The organism is Escherichia sp. E4742 (genome assembly GCF_005843885.1).
Classification (GTDB): domain Bacteria; phylum Pseudomonadota; class Gammaproteobacteria; order Enterobacterales; family Enterobacteriaceae; genus Escherichia.
The window spans coordinates 3,966,440-3,981,037 of sequence record NZ_CP040443.1; the positions used below are offsets into that span (position 1 = coordinate 3,966,440).

Sequence of the window (14,598 nt, forward strand, 5' to 3'; positions counted from 1 at the left end):
ATGAAAAAAATTGCCATCACCTGTGCATTACTCTCAAGTTTAGTGGCGTCCAGTGTTTGGGCTGATGCCGCAAGCGATCTGAAAAGCCGTCTGGATAAAGTCAGCAGCTTCCACGCCAGCTTCACACAAAAAGTGACTGACGGTAGCGGCGCGGCGGTGCAGGAAGGTCAGGGCGATCTGTGGGTGAAACGTCCAAACTTATTCAACTGGCATATGACGCAACCTGATGAAAGCATTCTGGTTTCCGACGGTAAAACATTGTGGTTCTATAACCCGTTTGTTGAACAGGCTACGGCGACCTGGCTGAAAGATGCCACCGGGAATACGCCATTTATGCTGATCGCACGTAACCAGTCCAGCGACTGGCAGCAGTACAACATCAAACAGAACGGTGATGATTTTGTTCTGACGCCGAAAGCCAGCAATGGCAATCTGAAGCAGTTCACTATTAACGTGGGCCGTGATGGCACCATCCATCAATTCAGCGCGGTGGAACAGGACGATCAACGCAGCAGTTATCAGCTGAAATCCCAGCAAAACGGTGCTGTGGATGCAGCGAAATTTACCTTCACCCCGCCGCAAGGCGTAACGGTAGATGATCAACGTAAGTAGAGGCACTTGAGTGAGCAATTTGTCGCTCGATTTTTCGGATAATACTTTTCAACCTCTGGCCGCACGTATGCGGCCAGAAAATTTAGCACAGTATATCGGTCAGCAACATTTGCTGGCTGCGGGGAAGCCGTTGCCGCGCGCTATCGAAGCCGGACATCTGCATTCCATGATCCTCTGGGGGCCGCCGGGAACCGGTAAAACGACCCTTGCGGAAGTGATCGCCCGCTATGCAAATGCTGATGTGGAACGTATTTCTGCTGTCACCTCTGGCGTGAAAGAAATTCGCGAAGCGATAGAGCGCGCGCGGCAAAACCGCAATGCCGGTCGCCGTACCATTTTGTTTGTCGATGAAGTGCATCGCTTTAATAAAAGCCAACAGGACGCGTTTCTGCCGCACATTGAAGATGGCACCATCACGTTTATTGGCGCAACCACTGAAAACCCGTCGTTTGAGCTTAATTCGGCGCTGCTTTCCCGTGCTCGTGTCTATTTGCTCAAATCCCTGACCACCGAGGATATAGAGCAAGTACTGACTCAGGCGATGGAAGACAAAACCCGCGGCTACGGTGGGCAGGATATTGTTCTGCCAGATGAAACACGCCGCGCGATTGCTGAACTGGTGAATGGCGACGCGCGCCGGGCGTTAAATACGCTGGAAATGATGGCGGATATGGCCGAAGTCGATGACAGCGGCAAACGTGTCCTGAAGCGTGAGTTACTCACCGAAATTGCTGGTGAGCGTAGCGCTCGTTTTGATAACAAAGGTGATCGCTTTTACGATCTGATTTCCGCGCTGCATAAATCGGTACGCGGTAGCGCACCCGATGCAGCGCTGTACTGGTATGCGCGGATTATTACTGCGGGCGGTGATCCGTTATATGTCGCACGTCGCTGCCTGGCGATTGCTTCAGAAGATATCGGTAATGCCGATCCGCGGGCAATGCAGGTGGCGATTGCTGCCTGGGATTGCTTTACCCGCGTAGGCCCGGCAGAAGGTGAACGTGCCATTGCCCAGGCGATTGTTTATCTCGCTTGTGCGCCAAAAAGTAACGCTGTCTACACCGCGTTTAAAGCCGCGTTAGCTGATGCCCGCGAACGTCCGGATTATGACGTGCCGGTACACCTGCGTAATGCGCCAACCAAACTGATGAAGGAAATGGGCTACGGGCAGGAATATCGTTACGCCCACGATGAAGCAAACGCTTATGCTGCCGGTGAGGTTTACTTCCCGCCGGAAATAGCACAAACGCGCTATTATTTCCCGACAAACAGAGGCCTTGAAGGCAAGATTGGCGAAAAGCTCGCCTGGCTGGCTGAACAGGATCAAAATAGCCCCATAAAACGCTACCGTTAATGTTATCGTTGCGGTAATGTTGTTACTGTATCCCTGTGGTCGCAGGCTGTGGCCACATCTCCCATTTAATTCGATAAGCACAGGATAAGCATGCTCGATCCCAATCTGCTGCGTAATGCGCCAGACGCAGTCGCTGAAAAACTGGCACGCCGGGGCTTTAAGCTGGATGTAGATAAGCTGGGCGCTCTCGAAGAGCGTCGTAAAGTATTGCAGGTCAAAACGGAAAACCTGCAAGCAGAGCGTAACTCTCGATCGAAATCCATCGGCCAGGCGAAAGCGCGCGGGGAAGATATCGAGCCTTTACGTCTGGAAGTGAACAAACTGGGCGAAGAGCTGGATGCAGCAAAAGCCGAGCTGGATGCTTTACAGGCTGAAATTCGCGATATCGCGCTGACAATCCCTAACCTGCCTGCAGATGAAGTGCCGGTTGGTAAAGATGAAAATGACAACGTTGAAGTCAGCCGCTGGGGTACCCCGCGTGAATTTGACTTCGAAGTTCGTGACCACGTGACGCTGGGTGAAATGCACTCCGGCCTCGACTTTGCGGCAGCGGTTAAGCTGACAGGTTCGCGCTTTGTGGTGATGAAAGGGCAGATCGCTCGCATGCACCGCGCACTGTCGCAGTTTATGCTGGACCTGCACACCGAGCAGCATGGCTATAGCGAAAACTATGTCCCGTACCTGGTTAACCAGGATACGCTGTACGGTACGGGTCAGTTGCCGAAGTTTGCTGGCGATCTGTTCCATACTCGTCCGCTGGAAGAAGAAGCTGATACCAGTAACTACGCGCTGATCCCAACTGCAGAAGTTCCGCTGACCAACCTGGTTCGCGGTGAAATCATCGATGAAGATGATCTGCCGATCAAAATGACCGCTCATACCCCATGCTTCCGTTCTGAAGCCGGTTCTTATGGTCGTGATACCCGTGGTCTGATTCGTATGCACCAGTTCGACAAAGTTGAAATGGTTCAGATCGTGCGTCCGGAAGATTCAATGGCGGCACTTGAAGAGATGACTGGTCATGCGGAGAAAGTCCTGCAACTGCTGGGCCTGCCGTACCGCAAAATCATCCTTTGCACTGGCGACATGGGCTTTGGCGCTTGCAAAACTTACGACCTGGAAGTATGGATCCCGGCACAGAACACCTACCGCGAGATCTCTTCCTGCTCCAACGTCTGGGATTTCCAGGCGCGTCGTATGCAGGCACGTTGCCGCAGTAAGTCTGACAAGAAAACCCGTCTGGTTCATACCCTGAACGGTTCTGGTCTGGCTGTTGGTCGTACGCTGGTTGCGGTAATGGAAAACTATCAGCAGGCTGATGGTCGTATTGAAGTACCAGAAGTTCTGCGCCCGTATATGAACGGACTGGAATATATCGGCTAATATCCAACTATTCTGAATCTAAAAAGCGCCTGCGGGCGCTTTTTTTATCTCCCTTTGATACCAAACAAGAATTACAGCTGACTTAAGCGCAATACTACTTTCGAGTGAAAATCTACCTATCCCGTTGATTTTCAAATTATTCGATGTATACAAGCCTATATAGCGTTCCGCTATGAAAATAATTACACAAGACGGTTTGTTACTGGAATCAATCGTAAGCAAGCTTGAGTGAGCCATTATGAAAACGAAAATTCCTGATGCGGTATTGGCTGCTGAGGTGAGTCGCCGTGGTTTGGTAAAAACGACAGCGATCGGCGGCCTGGCGATGGCCAGCAGCGCGTTAACATTACCCTTTAGCCGGATTGCGCACGCTGCTAATAGTGTCGCTCCGGCAAATTCAGACGAAAAGGTGATATGGAGCGCCTGTACAGTTAACTGTGGCAGCCGCTGTCCTCTGCGTATGCATGTAGTGGACGGCGAAATAAAATATGTCGAAACGGATAATACCGGGGATGACAATTACGAAGGACTGCACCAGGTGCGCGCATGCCTGCGTGGGCGTTCTATGCGTCGCCGCGTTTACAATCCCGACCGCCTGAAATATCCGATGAAACGAGTAGGTGCTCGTGGTGAAGGTAAGTTTGAGCGTATTAGTTGGGAAGAAGCCTACGATATCATCGCCACGAATATGCAGCGCCTGATCAAAGAGTACGGCAACGAATCCATCTATCTGAACTATGGCACCGGTACGCTGGGTGGCACCATGACCCGCTCCTGGCCGCCGGGAAATACTCTGGTAGCGCGTCTGATGAACTGCTGCGGCGGTTATTTGAACCATTATGGTGACTACTCCTCGGCGCAAATAGCCGAAGGTTTGAACTATACCTATGGCGGCTGGGCCGATGGCAACAGTCCGTCAGATATCGAAAACAGTAAACTGGTGGTGCTGTTTGGTAACAACCCTGGCGAGACGCGTATGAGCGGCGGCGGGGTGACCTATTACCTGGAGCAGGCGCGGCAAAAATCAAATGCACGTATGATCATTATCGATCCGCGCTATACCGATACGGGCGCCGGACGCGAAGATGAATGGATCCCGATTCGTCCGGGAACAGATGCGGCACTGGTTAACGGTCTGGCGTATGTCATGATTACCGAAAACCTGGTTGATCAGGAATTCCTCGACAAATATTGTGTCGGATACGACGAAAAAACGTTGCCTGCCAGCGCGCCGAAAAATGGTCACTACAAAGCGTATATTCTGGGTGATGGGCCAGACGGTGTTGCCAAAACACCGGAATGGGCCTCGCAAATTACCGGTATTCCGGCAGATAAAATCATCAAACTTGCTCGTGAAATCGGTAGCACCAAACCGGCATTTATCAGCCAGGGGTGGGGGCCGCAGCGCCATGCCAACGGCGAAATCGCCACGCGTGCCATTTCGATGCTGACAATCCTCACCGGGAACGTCGGTATTAACGGTGGTAACAGCGGTGCGCGAGAAGGTTCATACAGCTTACCGTTTGTGCGGATGCCTACTCTGGAAAACCCGATTCAGACCAGCATTTCCATGTTTATGTGGACCGATGCCATTGAACGTGGCCCGGAAATGACGGCACTGCGTGATGGTGTGCGCGGGAAAGATAAGCTGGATGTTCCGATCAAGATGATCTGGAACTATGCCGGTAACTGCCTGATTAACCAGCATTCGGAAATCAACCGTACCCATGAAATCCTCCAGGATGATAAGAAGTGTGAGCTGATTGTGGTTGTCGACTGCCACATGACCTCATCGGCGAAATATGCTGACATCCTGCTACCGGACTGCACTGCCTCCGAACAGATGGACTTTGCGCTGGATGCATCCTGCGGGAATATGTCTTACGTCATTTTCAACGACCAGGTCATTAAACCGCGCTTTGAATGTAAGACTATCTATGAGATGACCAGCGAACTGGCAAAACGTCTTGGCGTCGAGCAACAGTTTACTGAAGGTCGTACCCAGGAAGAGTGGATGCGTCACCTGTATGCCCAGTCGCGCGAAGCGATTCCGGAACTGCCAACCTTTGAAGAGTTCCGCAAACAGGGGATCTTTAAAAAGCGCGATCCGCAAGGGCATCACGTTGCTTACAAAGCCTTCCGTGAAGATCCGCAGGCTAATCCATTGACCACGCCATCGGGCAAAATTGAGATCTATTCACAGGCGCTGGCTGACATTGCCGCCACCTGGGAATTGCCAGAAGGCGATGTGATTGATCCTCTGCCGATCTATACACCGGGCTTTGAAAGTTATCAGGATCCGCTCAACAAACAGTATCCGCTGCAGCTTACGGGGTTCCATTACAAATCTCGTGTTCACTCGACTTACGGTAACGTAGACGTGCTGAAAGCAGCTTGCCGTCAGGAAATGTGGATCAACCCACTTGATGCGCAAAAACGTGGTATCAGTAACGGCGATAAGGTGCGGATCTTTAACGATCGTGGTGAAGTCCATATTGAGGCGAAAGTGACGCCACGAATGATGCCGGGCGTGGTCGCATTGGGCGAAGGTGCCTGGTATGACCCGGATGCGAAACGTGTCGATAAGGGCGGTTGTATTAACGTACTGACCACTCAACGTCCGTCTCCTCTTGCCAAGGGGAATCCATCACATACGAACCTTGTTCAGGTTGAAAAGGTGTAAGGAGTAACCGATGACAACCCAGTATGGATTTTTTATTGATTCCAGCCGTTGCACCGGTTGCAAAACCTGCGAGCTGGCCTGTAAAGACTACAAAGATCTGACGCCGGAAGTTAGTTTCCGCCGCATTTATGAATATGCTGGTGGAGACTGGCAGGAAGATAACGGCGTCTGGCATCAAAACGTATTTGCCTACTATTTGTCGATTTCATGCAACCACTGCGAAGATCCGGCTTGTACCAAAGTCTGCCCAAGCGGTGCGATGCATAAACGTGAAGATGGTTTTGTCGTTGTCGATGAAGATGTGTGTATTGGCTGTCGTTACTGCCATATGGCCTGCCCGTATGGCGCACCGCAGTACAACGCAACCAAAGGCCATATGACCAAATGTGATGGTTGTTATGACCGCGTCGCAGAAGGTAAAAAACCGATCTGCGTTGAATCTTGCCCGCTACGGGCGCTGGATTTCGGTCCTATCGACGAGCTGCGTAAAAAACACGGCGATCTGGCGGCTGTTGCGCCGTTGCCGCGTGCGCACTTCACCAAACCGAATATTGTGATCAAACCTAACGCCAATAGCCGTCCAACCGGGGATACCACAGGCTATCTGGCAAACCCGAAGGAGGTGTGAGATGGGAAGTGGATGGCATGAATGGCCGCTGATGATCTTCACGGTCTTCGGGCAATGTGTGGCGGGCGGTTTTATCGTTCTGGCTTTGGCACTGCTCAAAGGTGACCTGCGAGCTGAAGCCCAGCAGCGTGTTATCGCCTGCATGTTTGGCTTATGGGTTCTGATGGGCATTGGGTTTATCGCCTCTATGCTCCATCTTGGCTCACCAATGCGCGCCTTTAACTCGCTTAACCGGGTAGGGGCTTCAGCACTGAGTAACGAAATCGCCAGCGGTTCAATCTTTTTTGCCGTAGGCGGAATCGGCTGGTTGTTGGCGATGCTGAAAAAATTGTCACCGGCATTACGCACGCTTTGGCTGGTGGTGACGATGGTTCTCGGCGTGGTCTTTGTCTGGATGATGGTGCGTGTCTATAACAGCATCGATACCGTACCGACCTGGTACAGTATCTGGACGCCGATGGGCTTCTTCCTGACCATGTTTATGGGCGGCCCGTTGCTGGGTTACCTGTTGCTGAGCCTGGCTGGCGTCGATGGATGGGCGATGCGTCTGCTGCCTGCAATTTCCGTGTTGGCACTGGTGGTGAGTGGCGTGATGTCAATAATGCAGGGCGCAGAACTGACAACCATTCATAGTTCAGTGCAACAGGCTGCCGCACTGGTGCCTGACTACGGTGCGCTGATGTCCTGGCGGATTGTGCTTTTGGCCGTGGCACTGTGCTTGTGGATTGCACCACAGGTGAAAGGCTTTCAGCCTGCGGTGCCTCTGCTTTCCGTATCATTCATCCTGCTTCTCGCAGGGGAATTAATCGGCCGCGGGGTATTCTACGGTTTGCATATGACCGTTGGCATGGCCGTTGCCAGTTAAGGTGTAATAACCGGGGTTTCGGCCCCGGTTATCTCTTATTTCTGTTTCGTTAACGTGTCATAACTGGTCATCAAATTACGATAATCAGGAATGTGATTAGAGAACAACGTTGCCAGTCCCTCAATATCGTTACGCCAGTCGCGGTGCAGTTCACAAGCCACGCCGAACCATGTCATCAATTGAGCGCCAGCTTGTGACATACGATCCCACGCTGAATGCCGGGTAATCTCGTTAAAGGTTCCAGAAGCGTCGGTTACCACAAAGACATCAAACCCTTCTTCAATAGCCGAAAGCGCCGGGAATGCTACGCAAACCTCGGTTACCACCCCTGCAATAATCAGTTGTTTTTTACCTGTCGCTTTAACTGCTTTGACAAAATCTTCGTTATCCCAGGCGTTAATATTTCCAGGACGCGCAATATAAGGCGCATCCGGAAACTGTGCTTTCAGCTCGGGGACTAATGGGCCGTTAGGGCCGGTTTCAAAACTGGTGGTGAGAATGGTGGGGAGATTGAAATATTTTGCTAAGTCACCCAGCGCCAGCACGTTATTTTTGAATTTGTCGGGGTCAATATCCCGCACAAGGGAAAGCAAACCAGCCTGGTGATCAACTAACAAAACAGCAGCATCATTTTTATCGAGACGAACATACGGTTTGGTCATTCTCTTCTCCTTTCGAGAGTCAGTGGTACGCCTGAAATCGTTCAGACGCGATGCGTTGCCCTGAAAGCATAGACGGGAAATTCAGGTTTGCTGTGACCATGAAATTTTTCGACTGAACTAACCATATGAACTTTATGTTAGATCAATAAAAACAATTAGATGAGACTGATTATCTTTTCGTTATTAGTGTTATGAATGAGTAATATAAATCGATAATACAGCCGCTGCGTTATGTACGTATTTTCACCCATTGACAATGTTTTTGGCGGTGGCATGATGCGCATGAAATTTGAACTTCCTCACGGTTTTCATTCATGTCCACGTATACCCGGCCTGTCATGCTTTTGCTGTCTGGCCTACTTTTGTTGACTCTGGCGATCGCGGTGTTAAATACACTCGTGCCGCTATGGCTCGCCCAGGTACACTTGCCCACATGGCAGGTAGGCGTCGTCAGTTCGTCTTATTTTACTGGCAACCTGGTCGGTACTTTACTGACAGGGTATGTCATTAAACGCTTTGGGTTTAATCGCAGCTATTACCTTGCTTCCTTCATTTTTGCTGCGGGCTGTGCCGGGCTTGGCTTGATGATTGGCTTCTGGAGCTGGCTTGCCTGGCGTTTCGTTGCAGGCGTTGGTTGCGCAATGATTTGGGTTGTGGTGGAAAGCGCGCTGATGTGCAGTGGGACGTCCCGTAACCGTGGGCGGCTGCTTGCTGCGTATATGATGGTTTATTACGTGGGGACGTTTTTAGGCCAGTTACTGGTCAGCAAAGTGTCGACTGAGCTGATGGCCGTGTTACCGTGGGCAACGGGTTTGATACTGGCAGGCATCTTACCGTTGTTGTTTACTCGTATTCTGAATCAGCAAACGGAAAAACATCCGGCTACGCCGATTACATCAATGCTTAAACTCCGCCAGGCACGGCTTGGGGTCAATGGCTGTATTATCTCCGGGATTGTCCTGGGATCTCTGTATGGTCTGATGCCATTGTATCTTAACCATCAGGGGATCAATAACGCCAGCATCGGTTTCTGGATGGCTGTACTGGTCAGCGCAGGAATCCTTGGGCAGTGGCCTATTGGGCGTCTGGCGGATAAATTTGGTCGTCTACTGGTACTGCGCGTTCAGGTTTTTGTTGTCATTCTTGGTAGTATTGCAATGTTAAGCCAGGCTGCGATGGCGCCTTCATTGTTTATTCTCGGTGCTGCGGGGTTCACGCTGTATCCGGTAGCGATGGCCTGGGCTTGTGAGAAGGTTGAACATCATCAACTGGTGGCGATGAATCAGGCTTTACTGCTGAGTTATACAGTCGGTAGTCTGCTTGGTCCGTCTTTTACCGCCATACTGATGCAGAATTTTTCCGATAAACTGTTATTTATTATGATTGCCAGTGTGTCATTTATCTACTTGTTGATGCTGCTGCGTAACGCCGGTCATACACCCAAACCTGTCGCTCATGTGTAAATGAATTAGTGTAGAGTGTGAACATGCTGTATCGCACTCTGTTTTTTTGTTTCCTCTATACAACTTGCTTTTATCAAATTTCATTTATGGAAAAATAAATTGTGCAGCAGGTTATAATTTTTCATTCCGCTATTTTCGTACTTCTTCTTAGCCGCGCATAATCCCTCGTTTTACCGATATCTATTAAAAAAATAGCGAAGGATCGATCTATGGCTGGGAACGTTCAGGAAAAACAGTTGCGCTGGTACAACATTGCACTGATGTCTTTTATTACGGTTTGGGGATTTGGCAATGTTGTTAATAATTATGCCAACCAGGGGTTGGTCGTTGTTTTTTCATGGCTGTTTATATTTGCGCTCTATTTTACACCATATGCATTGATTGTCGGTCAGTTGGGGTCGACTTTTAAAGATGGGAAAGGCGGAGTCAGTACCTGGATTAAACATACAATGGGCCCCGGATTGGCTTATCTTGCCGCGTGGACCTATTGGGTGGTGCATATACCCTATCTGGCACAAAAACCACAGGCTATTCTGATTGCGCTCGGCTGGGCGATGAAAGGTGACGGTTCGTTAATCAAAGAATATTCAGTCGTAGCGTTACAGGGGTTAACGCTGGTGCTGTTTGTCTTCTTTATGTGGATCGCTTCACGTGGTATGAAATCGCTGAAAATCGTCGGTTCTGTGGCAGGGATTGCGATGTTTATCATGTCGCTCCTGTATGTGGCGATGGCAGTAACTGCACCTGCGATTACTGAAGTGCATATTGCGACCACGAACATTACCTGGGAAACGTTCATTCCCCATATCGATTTTACCTACATTACCACTATTTCAATGCTGGTTTTCGCGGTTGGCGGTGCAGAGAAGATTTCTCCCTACGTTAATCAAACGCGCAACCCAGGAAAAGAATTTCCAAAAGGGATGCTATGCCTGGCGGTGATGGTTGCGGTTTGTGCCATTCTGGGCTCTCTCGCAATGGGGATGATGTTTGACTCGCGTAATATTCCTGATGACTTAATGACTAACGGTCAGTATTACGCTTTTCAGAAGCTGGGCGAGTATTACAACATGGGGAATACCCTAATGGTGATTTACGCTATTGCAAATACCCTGGGACAAGTCGCCGCTCTGGTGTTCTCCATCGATGCTCCTCTGAAAGTGTTATTAGGTGATGCGGATAGTAAATATATTCCTGCCAGATTGTGCCGGACCAATGATTCAGGTACCCCGGTTAATGGTTATCTACTGACCCTGGTGCTGGTGGCGATTCTGATTATGCTACCAACACTGGGTATTGGTGACATGAATAATCTCTACAAATGGCTGCTAAATTTGAACTCAGTAGTGATGCCACTGCGTTATTTGTGGGTGTTCGTGGCGTTTATTGCAGTAGTTCGCCTGGCGCAGAAATATAAGCCGGAATATGTCTTTATTCGTAATAAGTCTCTGGCGATGACTGTCGGGATTTGGTGTTTTGCCTTTACTGCTTTTGCCTGTTTGACGGGGATCTTCCCGAAAATGGAAGCCTTCACTGCAGAGTGGACCTTCCAGCTAGCGCTGAATATCGCTACACCATTTGTGCTGGTGGGGTTGGGGTTGATATTCCCGCTGTTGGCTCGTAAAGCGAATACGAACTAATCATTGTGGTTAGTTCTGCAGAATGAAGCGCGGAATAACAAAGCGGCAACTCATTAAAGTTGCCGCTTTACGGGGAAATTAGAACATCACCTTATGACCATATTGCTCAAGAATACCTTTCACGCGTTCCATGGTCTCTTTTTTCGGTGGTTTAACACCGTCGAGTTTATACTCTTCACCCATCGCCACCCATTTGTGTTTGCCCAGCTCGTGATAGGGGAGAAGCTCGATTTTCTCAACGTTGCCCATATCACGGGTAAATTCACCGAGGCGATGCGCTGAATCGTCATCGTCAGACCAGCCTGGGACAACAACGTAGCGGATCCAGACCTTCACATTTTTGTTCGCCAGATATTTGGCGAACTCCAGCGTACGATGATTGGAAACGCCGACCAGATTCTGGTGGATCTCGTCGTTCATCTGTTTGAGATCGAGCATTACCAGATCGGTCACTTCCAACAGTTCATCAATCACTGGATCGTAACGACGAACAAAACCGTTGGTGTCCAGGCAGGTATGAATGCCTTCTTTTTTGCAGGCGCGGAACCAGTCACGAACAAATTCAGCTTGCAGGATTGCCTCACCGCCGGATGCGGTAACGCCACCGCCTGAAGCATTCATAAAGTGGCGATAGGTCACCACCTCTTTCATTAGATCTTCAACGGTAACTTCTTTGCCGCCATGCGTGTCCCAGGTGTCGCGGTTATGGCAATACAGGCAGCGCATCAGGCAGCCCTGGAAAAAGGTGATAAAGCGAATACCCGGGCCGTCTACGGTTCCACAGGATTCAAAGGAGTGAATGCGACCAATAACTGACATTGCGGTGTTTCTCCAGATGTGGCCCATCTGAGGCCGTGTTGGTGCGCAGCTCGAAGGCTACGTCGAGTCTGTTTTGGCAGTTACCCTAAAGTATAGATAGCTGACAAAAAAGGCTCACTTGCTAAAAAAGGCCCCACTTTCGTGGAGCCTTTATTGTACGCTTTTTACTGTAAGATTTCAGTCAAATCTAATTACATAGATTGAGTGAAGGTACGAGTAATAACGTCCTGCTGCTGTTCTTTAGTCAGCGAGTTGAAACGTACTGCGTAGCCAGATACACGGATGGTCAGCTGCGGATATTTTTCCGGGTTTTCCATCGCGTCGAGCAGCATTTCACGGTTCATCACGTTAACGTTCAGGTGCTGACCACCTTCGATGGACGCTTCGTGGTGGAAGTAACCATCCATCAGACCAGCCAGGTTGGTCTTACGAACTTCGTCGTCTTTACCCAGTGCGTTCGGAACGATAGAGAAGGTGTAAGAGATACCATCTTTAGCGTAAGCGAACGGCAGTTTAGCAACGGAAGTCAGGGAAGCTACAGCACCTTTCTGGTCACGGCCGTGCATCGGGTTAGCACCCGGTCCGAACGGCGCGCCAGCACGACGACCGTCTGGGGTGTTACCAGTTTTCTTACCATACACAACGTTAGAAGTGATGGTCAGAACAGACTGAGTCGGGATAGCGTCACGGTAGGTGTGCAGTTTCTGAATTTTCTTCATGAAACGTTCTACCAGGTCAACAGCCAGGTCATCTACACGCGGATCGTTGTTACCAAACTGCGGGTATTCGCCTTCGATTTCGAAGTCGATAGCCAGACCGTCTTCGTCACGAATCGGTTTAACTTTCGCATATTTGATTGCAGACAGGGAGTCAGCAGCAACGGACAGACCAGCGATACCACACGCCATGGTGCGGATAACGTCACGGTCGTGCAGCGCCATCAGAGAGGCTTCGTAGCTGTACTTGTCGTGCATGTAGTGGATGATGTTCAGTGCAGTGATGTACTGTTTAGCCAGCCAGTCCATGAAGTGATCCATGCGCTCCATCACTTCATCGTAGTTCAGAAGGTCGCCTTTGATCGGTTCAGACTTCGGACCAACCTGCATTTTCAGTTTTTCGTCAACGCCGCCGTTGATTGCGTACAGCATGGTTTTCGCCAGGTTTGCACGCGCACCGAAGAACTGCATTTGTTTACCAACGATCATCGGGCTTACACAGCAAGCGATAGCGTAGTCATCGTTGTTGAAGTCCGGACGCATCAGGTCATCGTTCTCATACTGCAGAGAAGAGGTGTCGATGGACACTTTAGCGGCGAATTTCTTGAAGTTCAGCGGCAGTTTTTCAGACCACAGAATGGTCATGTTCGGTTCCGGAGACGGACCCATGGTGTACAGGGTGTTCAGGAAACGGAAGCTGTTTTTGGTAACCAGGGTACGACCGTCGAGGCCCATACCACCGATAGATTCGGTTGCCCAGATCGGGTCGCCAGAGAATAGTTCATCGTACTCCGGAGTACGCAGGAAGCGAACCATACGCAGTTTCATGACCAGGTGGTCAACCATTTCCTGCGCTTCTTGTTCGGTGATCTTGCCAGCTTTCAGGTCACGTTCGATGTATACGTCCAGGAAGGTGGAGGTACGACCGAAGGACATTGCAGCACCGTTCTGAGACTTAACAGCAGCCAGGTACCCGAAGTAAGTCCACTGGATAGCTTCCTGAGCGTTGGTAGCCGGACCAGAAATGTCGTAGCCGTATTTCGCAGCCATTTCTTTCATCTGACCCAGAGCGCGGTGCTGTTCAGCGATTTCTTCGCGCAGACGGATAGTCTGTTCCAGGTTTACGCCGTTTTCCAGATCAGCCTGCAGAGAGGTGAACTGTGCCAGTTTGTCTTTCATCAGGTAGTCGATACCGTACAGCGCAACGCGACGGTAGTCACCGATGATACGACCACGGCCATATGCATCTGGCAGACCGGTCAGAACACCAGATTTACGGCAACGCAGGATGTCCGGAGTGTAAACGTCGAACACGCCCTGGTTGTGAGTTTTACGGTATTCAGTGAAGATTTTTTTGATCATCGGATCCAGTTCGCGGTTGTACGCTTTGCAGGAACCTTCGATCATTTTGATACCACCGAACGGGATAAGAGCACGTTTCAGCGGAGCTTCAGTCTGCAGACCAACGATTTTCTCAAGCTGCTTGTTGATGTAGCCAGCGTCGTGAGAGGTGATGGTGGAAGCAACAGCGGTGTCAAAGTCAACTGGCGCGTGAGTGCGGTTTTCCAGTTTAACGCCTTCCATTACTTTGTCCCACAGGGTGGTGGTCGCTTCAGTAGCGCCAGCCAGGAAGGACTCGTCACCCTCGTACGGAGTGTAGTTTTTCTGAATGAAGTCACGGACGTTTACTTCATTCTGCCAGTCACCTTTGGTAAAACCTTCCCAGGCTGTGGCTAACTTTTCATTAAGCTCGGACATGTAACACCTACCTTC

At 50.3% G+C, this 14,598-nt stretch carries 11 protein-coding genes; 8 read left to right on the top strand and 3 right to left on the bottom strand.

What is annotated here, in order from left to right; translation table 11 throughout:
* The 6 genes from lolA (at position 1) to dmsC (ending at position 7,525) form a co-directional block, all read left to right on the top strand.
* Positions 1-612 carry an outer membrane lipoprotein chaperone LolA gene (gene lolA / locus FEM44_RS19040; protein WP_001295343.1) on the top strand — a complete coding sequence of 204 codons (612 nt, stop codon included), beginning with the start codon at positions 1-3 and terminating at the stop codon, positions 610-612.
* Between the two features lie 10 nt (positions 613-622).
* Positions 623-1,966: a replication-associated recombination protein RarA gene (gene rarA, locus FEM44_RS19045; protein ID WP_135522922.1), complete on the top strand. Its 1,344-nt coding sequence runs from the start codon at positions 623-625 to the stop codon at positions 1,964-1,966.
* 90 nt (positions 1,967-2,056) lie between these two features.
* Entirely contained in the window at positions 2,057-3,349 is a 1,293-nt protein-coding gene (gene serS, locus FEM44_RS19050) for a serine--tRNA ligase (RefSeq protein ID WP_135522921.1), read from the top strand.
* A gap of 238 nt (positions 3,350-3,587) precedes the next feature.
* Positions 3,588-6,032: a dimethylsulfoxide reductase subunit A gene (dmsA, locus tag FEM44_RS19055; RefSeq protein ID WP_135522920.1), complete on the top strand. Its 2,445-nt coding sequence runs from the start codon at positions 3,588-3,590 to the stop codon at positions 6,030-6,032.
* 10 nt (positions 6,033-6,042) lie between these two features.
* Positions 6,043-6,660, top strand: a complete 618-nt coding sequence (gene dmsB / locus FEM44_RS19060; protein WP_000213094.1) for a dimethylsulfoxide reductase iron-sulfur subunit DmsB — start codon at positions 6,043-6,045, stop codon at positions 6,658-6,660.
* Position 6,661: 1 nt separating this feature from the next.
* Positions 6,662-7,525 carry a dimethyl sulfoxide reductase anchor subunit DmsC gene (dmsC, locus tag FEM44_RS19065; RefSeq protein WP_135522919.1) on the top strand — a complete coding sequence of 288 codons (864 nt, stop codon included), beginning with the start codon at positions 6,662-6,664 and terminating at the stop codon, positions 7,523-7,525.
* A gap of 35 nt (positions 7,526-7,560) precedes the next feature.
* On the opposite strand, the gene ycaC is transcribed toward dmsC, so the two are convergent.
* Positions 7,561-8,187 carry an isochorismate family cysteine hydrolase YcaC gene (gene ycaC, locus FEM44_RS19070; RefSeq protein WP_012133028.1) on the bottom strand — a complete coding sequence of 209 codons (627 nt, stop codon included), beginning with the start codon at positions 8,185-8,187 and terminating at the stop codon, positions 7,561-7,563.
* Positions 8,188-8,501: 314 nt separating this feature from the next.
* Between ycaC and FEM44_RS19075 the strand changes: the two genes are divergently transcribed.
* Both FEM44_RS19075 and FEM44_RS19080 read left to right on the top strand, forming a co-directional pair.
* Positions 8,502-9,650, top strand: coding sequence for an MFS transporter (locus tag FEM44_RS19075; RefSeq protein ID WP_138159144.1), 1,149 nt, complete (start codon positions 8,502-8,504; stop codon positions 9,648-9,650).
* A gap of 209 nt (positions 9,651-9,859) precedes the next feature.
* Positions 9,860-11,290 carry an APC family permease gene (locus FEM44_RS19080; protein ID WP_130260772.1) on the top strand — a complete coding sequence of 477 codons (1,431 nt, stop codon included), beginning with the start codon at positions 9,860-9,862 and terminating at the stop codon, positions 11,288-11,290.
* Between the two features lie 78 nt (positions 11,291-11,368).
* Here the strand turns inward: FEM44_RS19080 and pflA are convergent, their stop codons facing one another.
* Together pflA and pflB are read right to left on the bottom strand one after the other, a co-directional pair.
* On the bottom strand, positions 11,369-12,109 hold the full coding sequence (gene pflA / locus FEM44_RS19085) for a pyruvate formate lyase 1-activating protein (protein WP_000111043.1): 741 nt from the start codon (positions 12,107-12,109) through the stop codon (positions 11,369-11,371).
* A gap of 191 nt (positions 12,110-12,300) precedes the next feature.
* Positions 12,301-14,583, bottom strand: a complete 2,283-nt coding sequence (gene pflB / locus FEM44_RS19090; RefSeq protein WP_001292820.1) for a formate C-acetyltransferase — start codon at positions 14,581-14,583, stop codon at positions 12,301-12,303.
* Between the last annotated feature and the right edge of the window lie 15 nt (positions 14,584-14,598).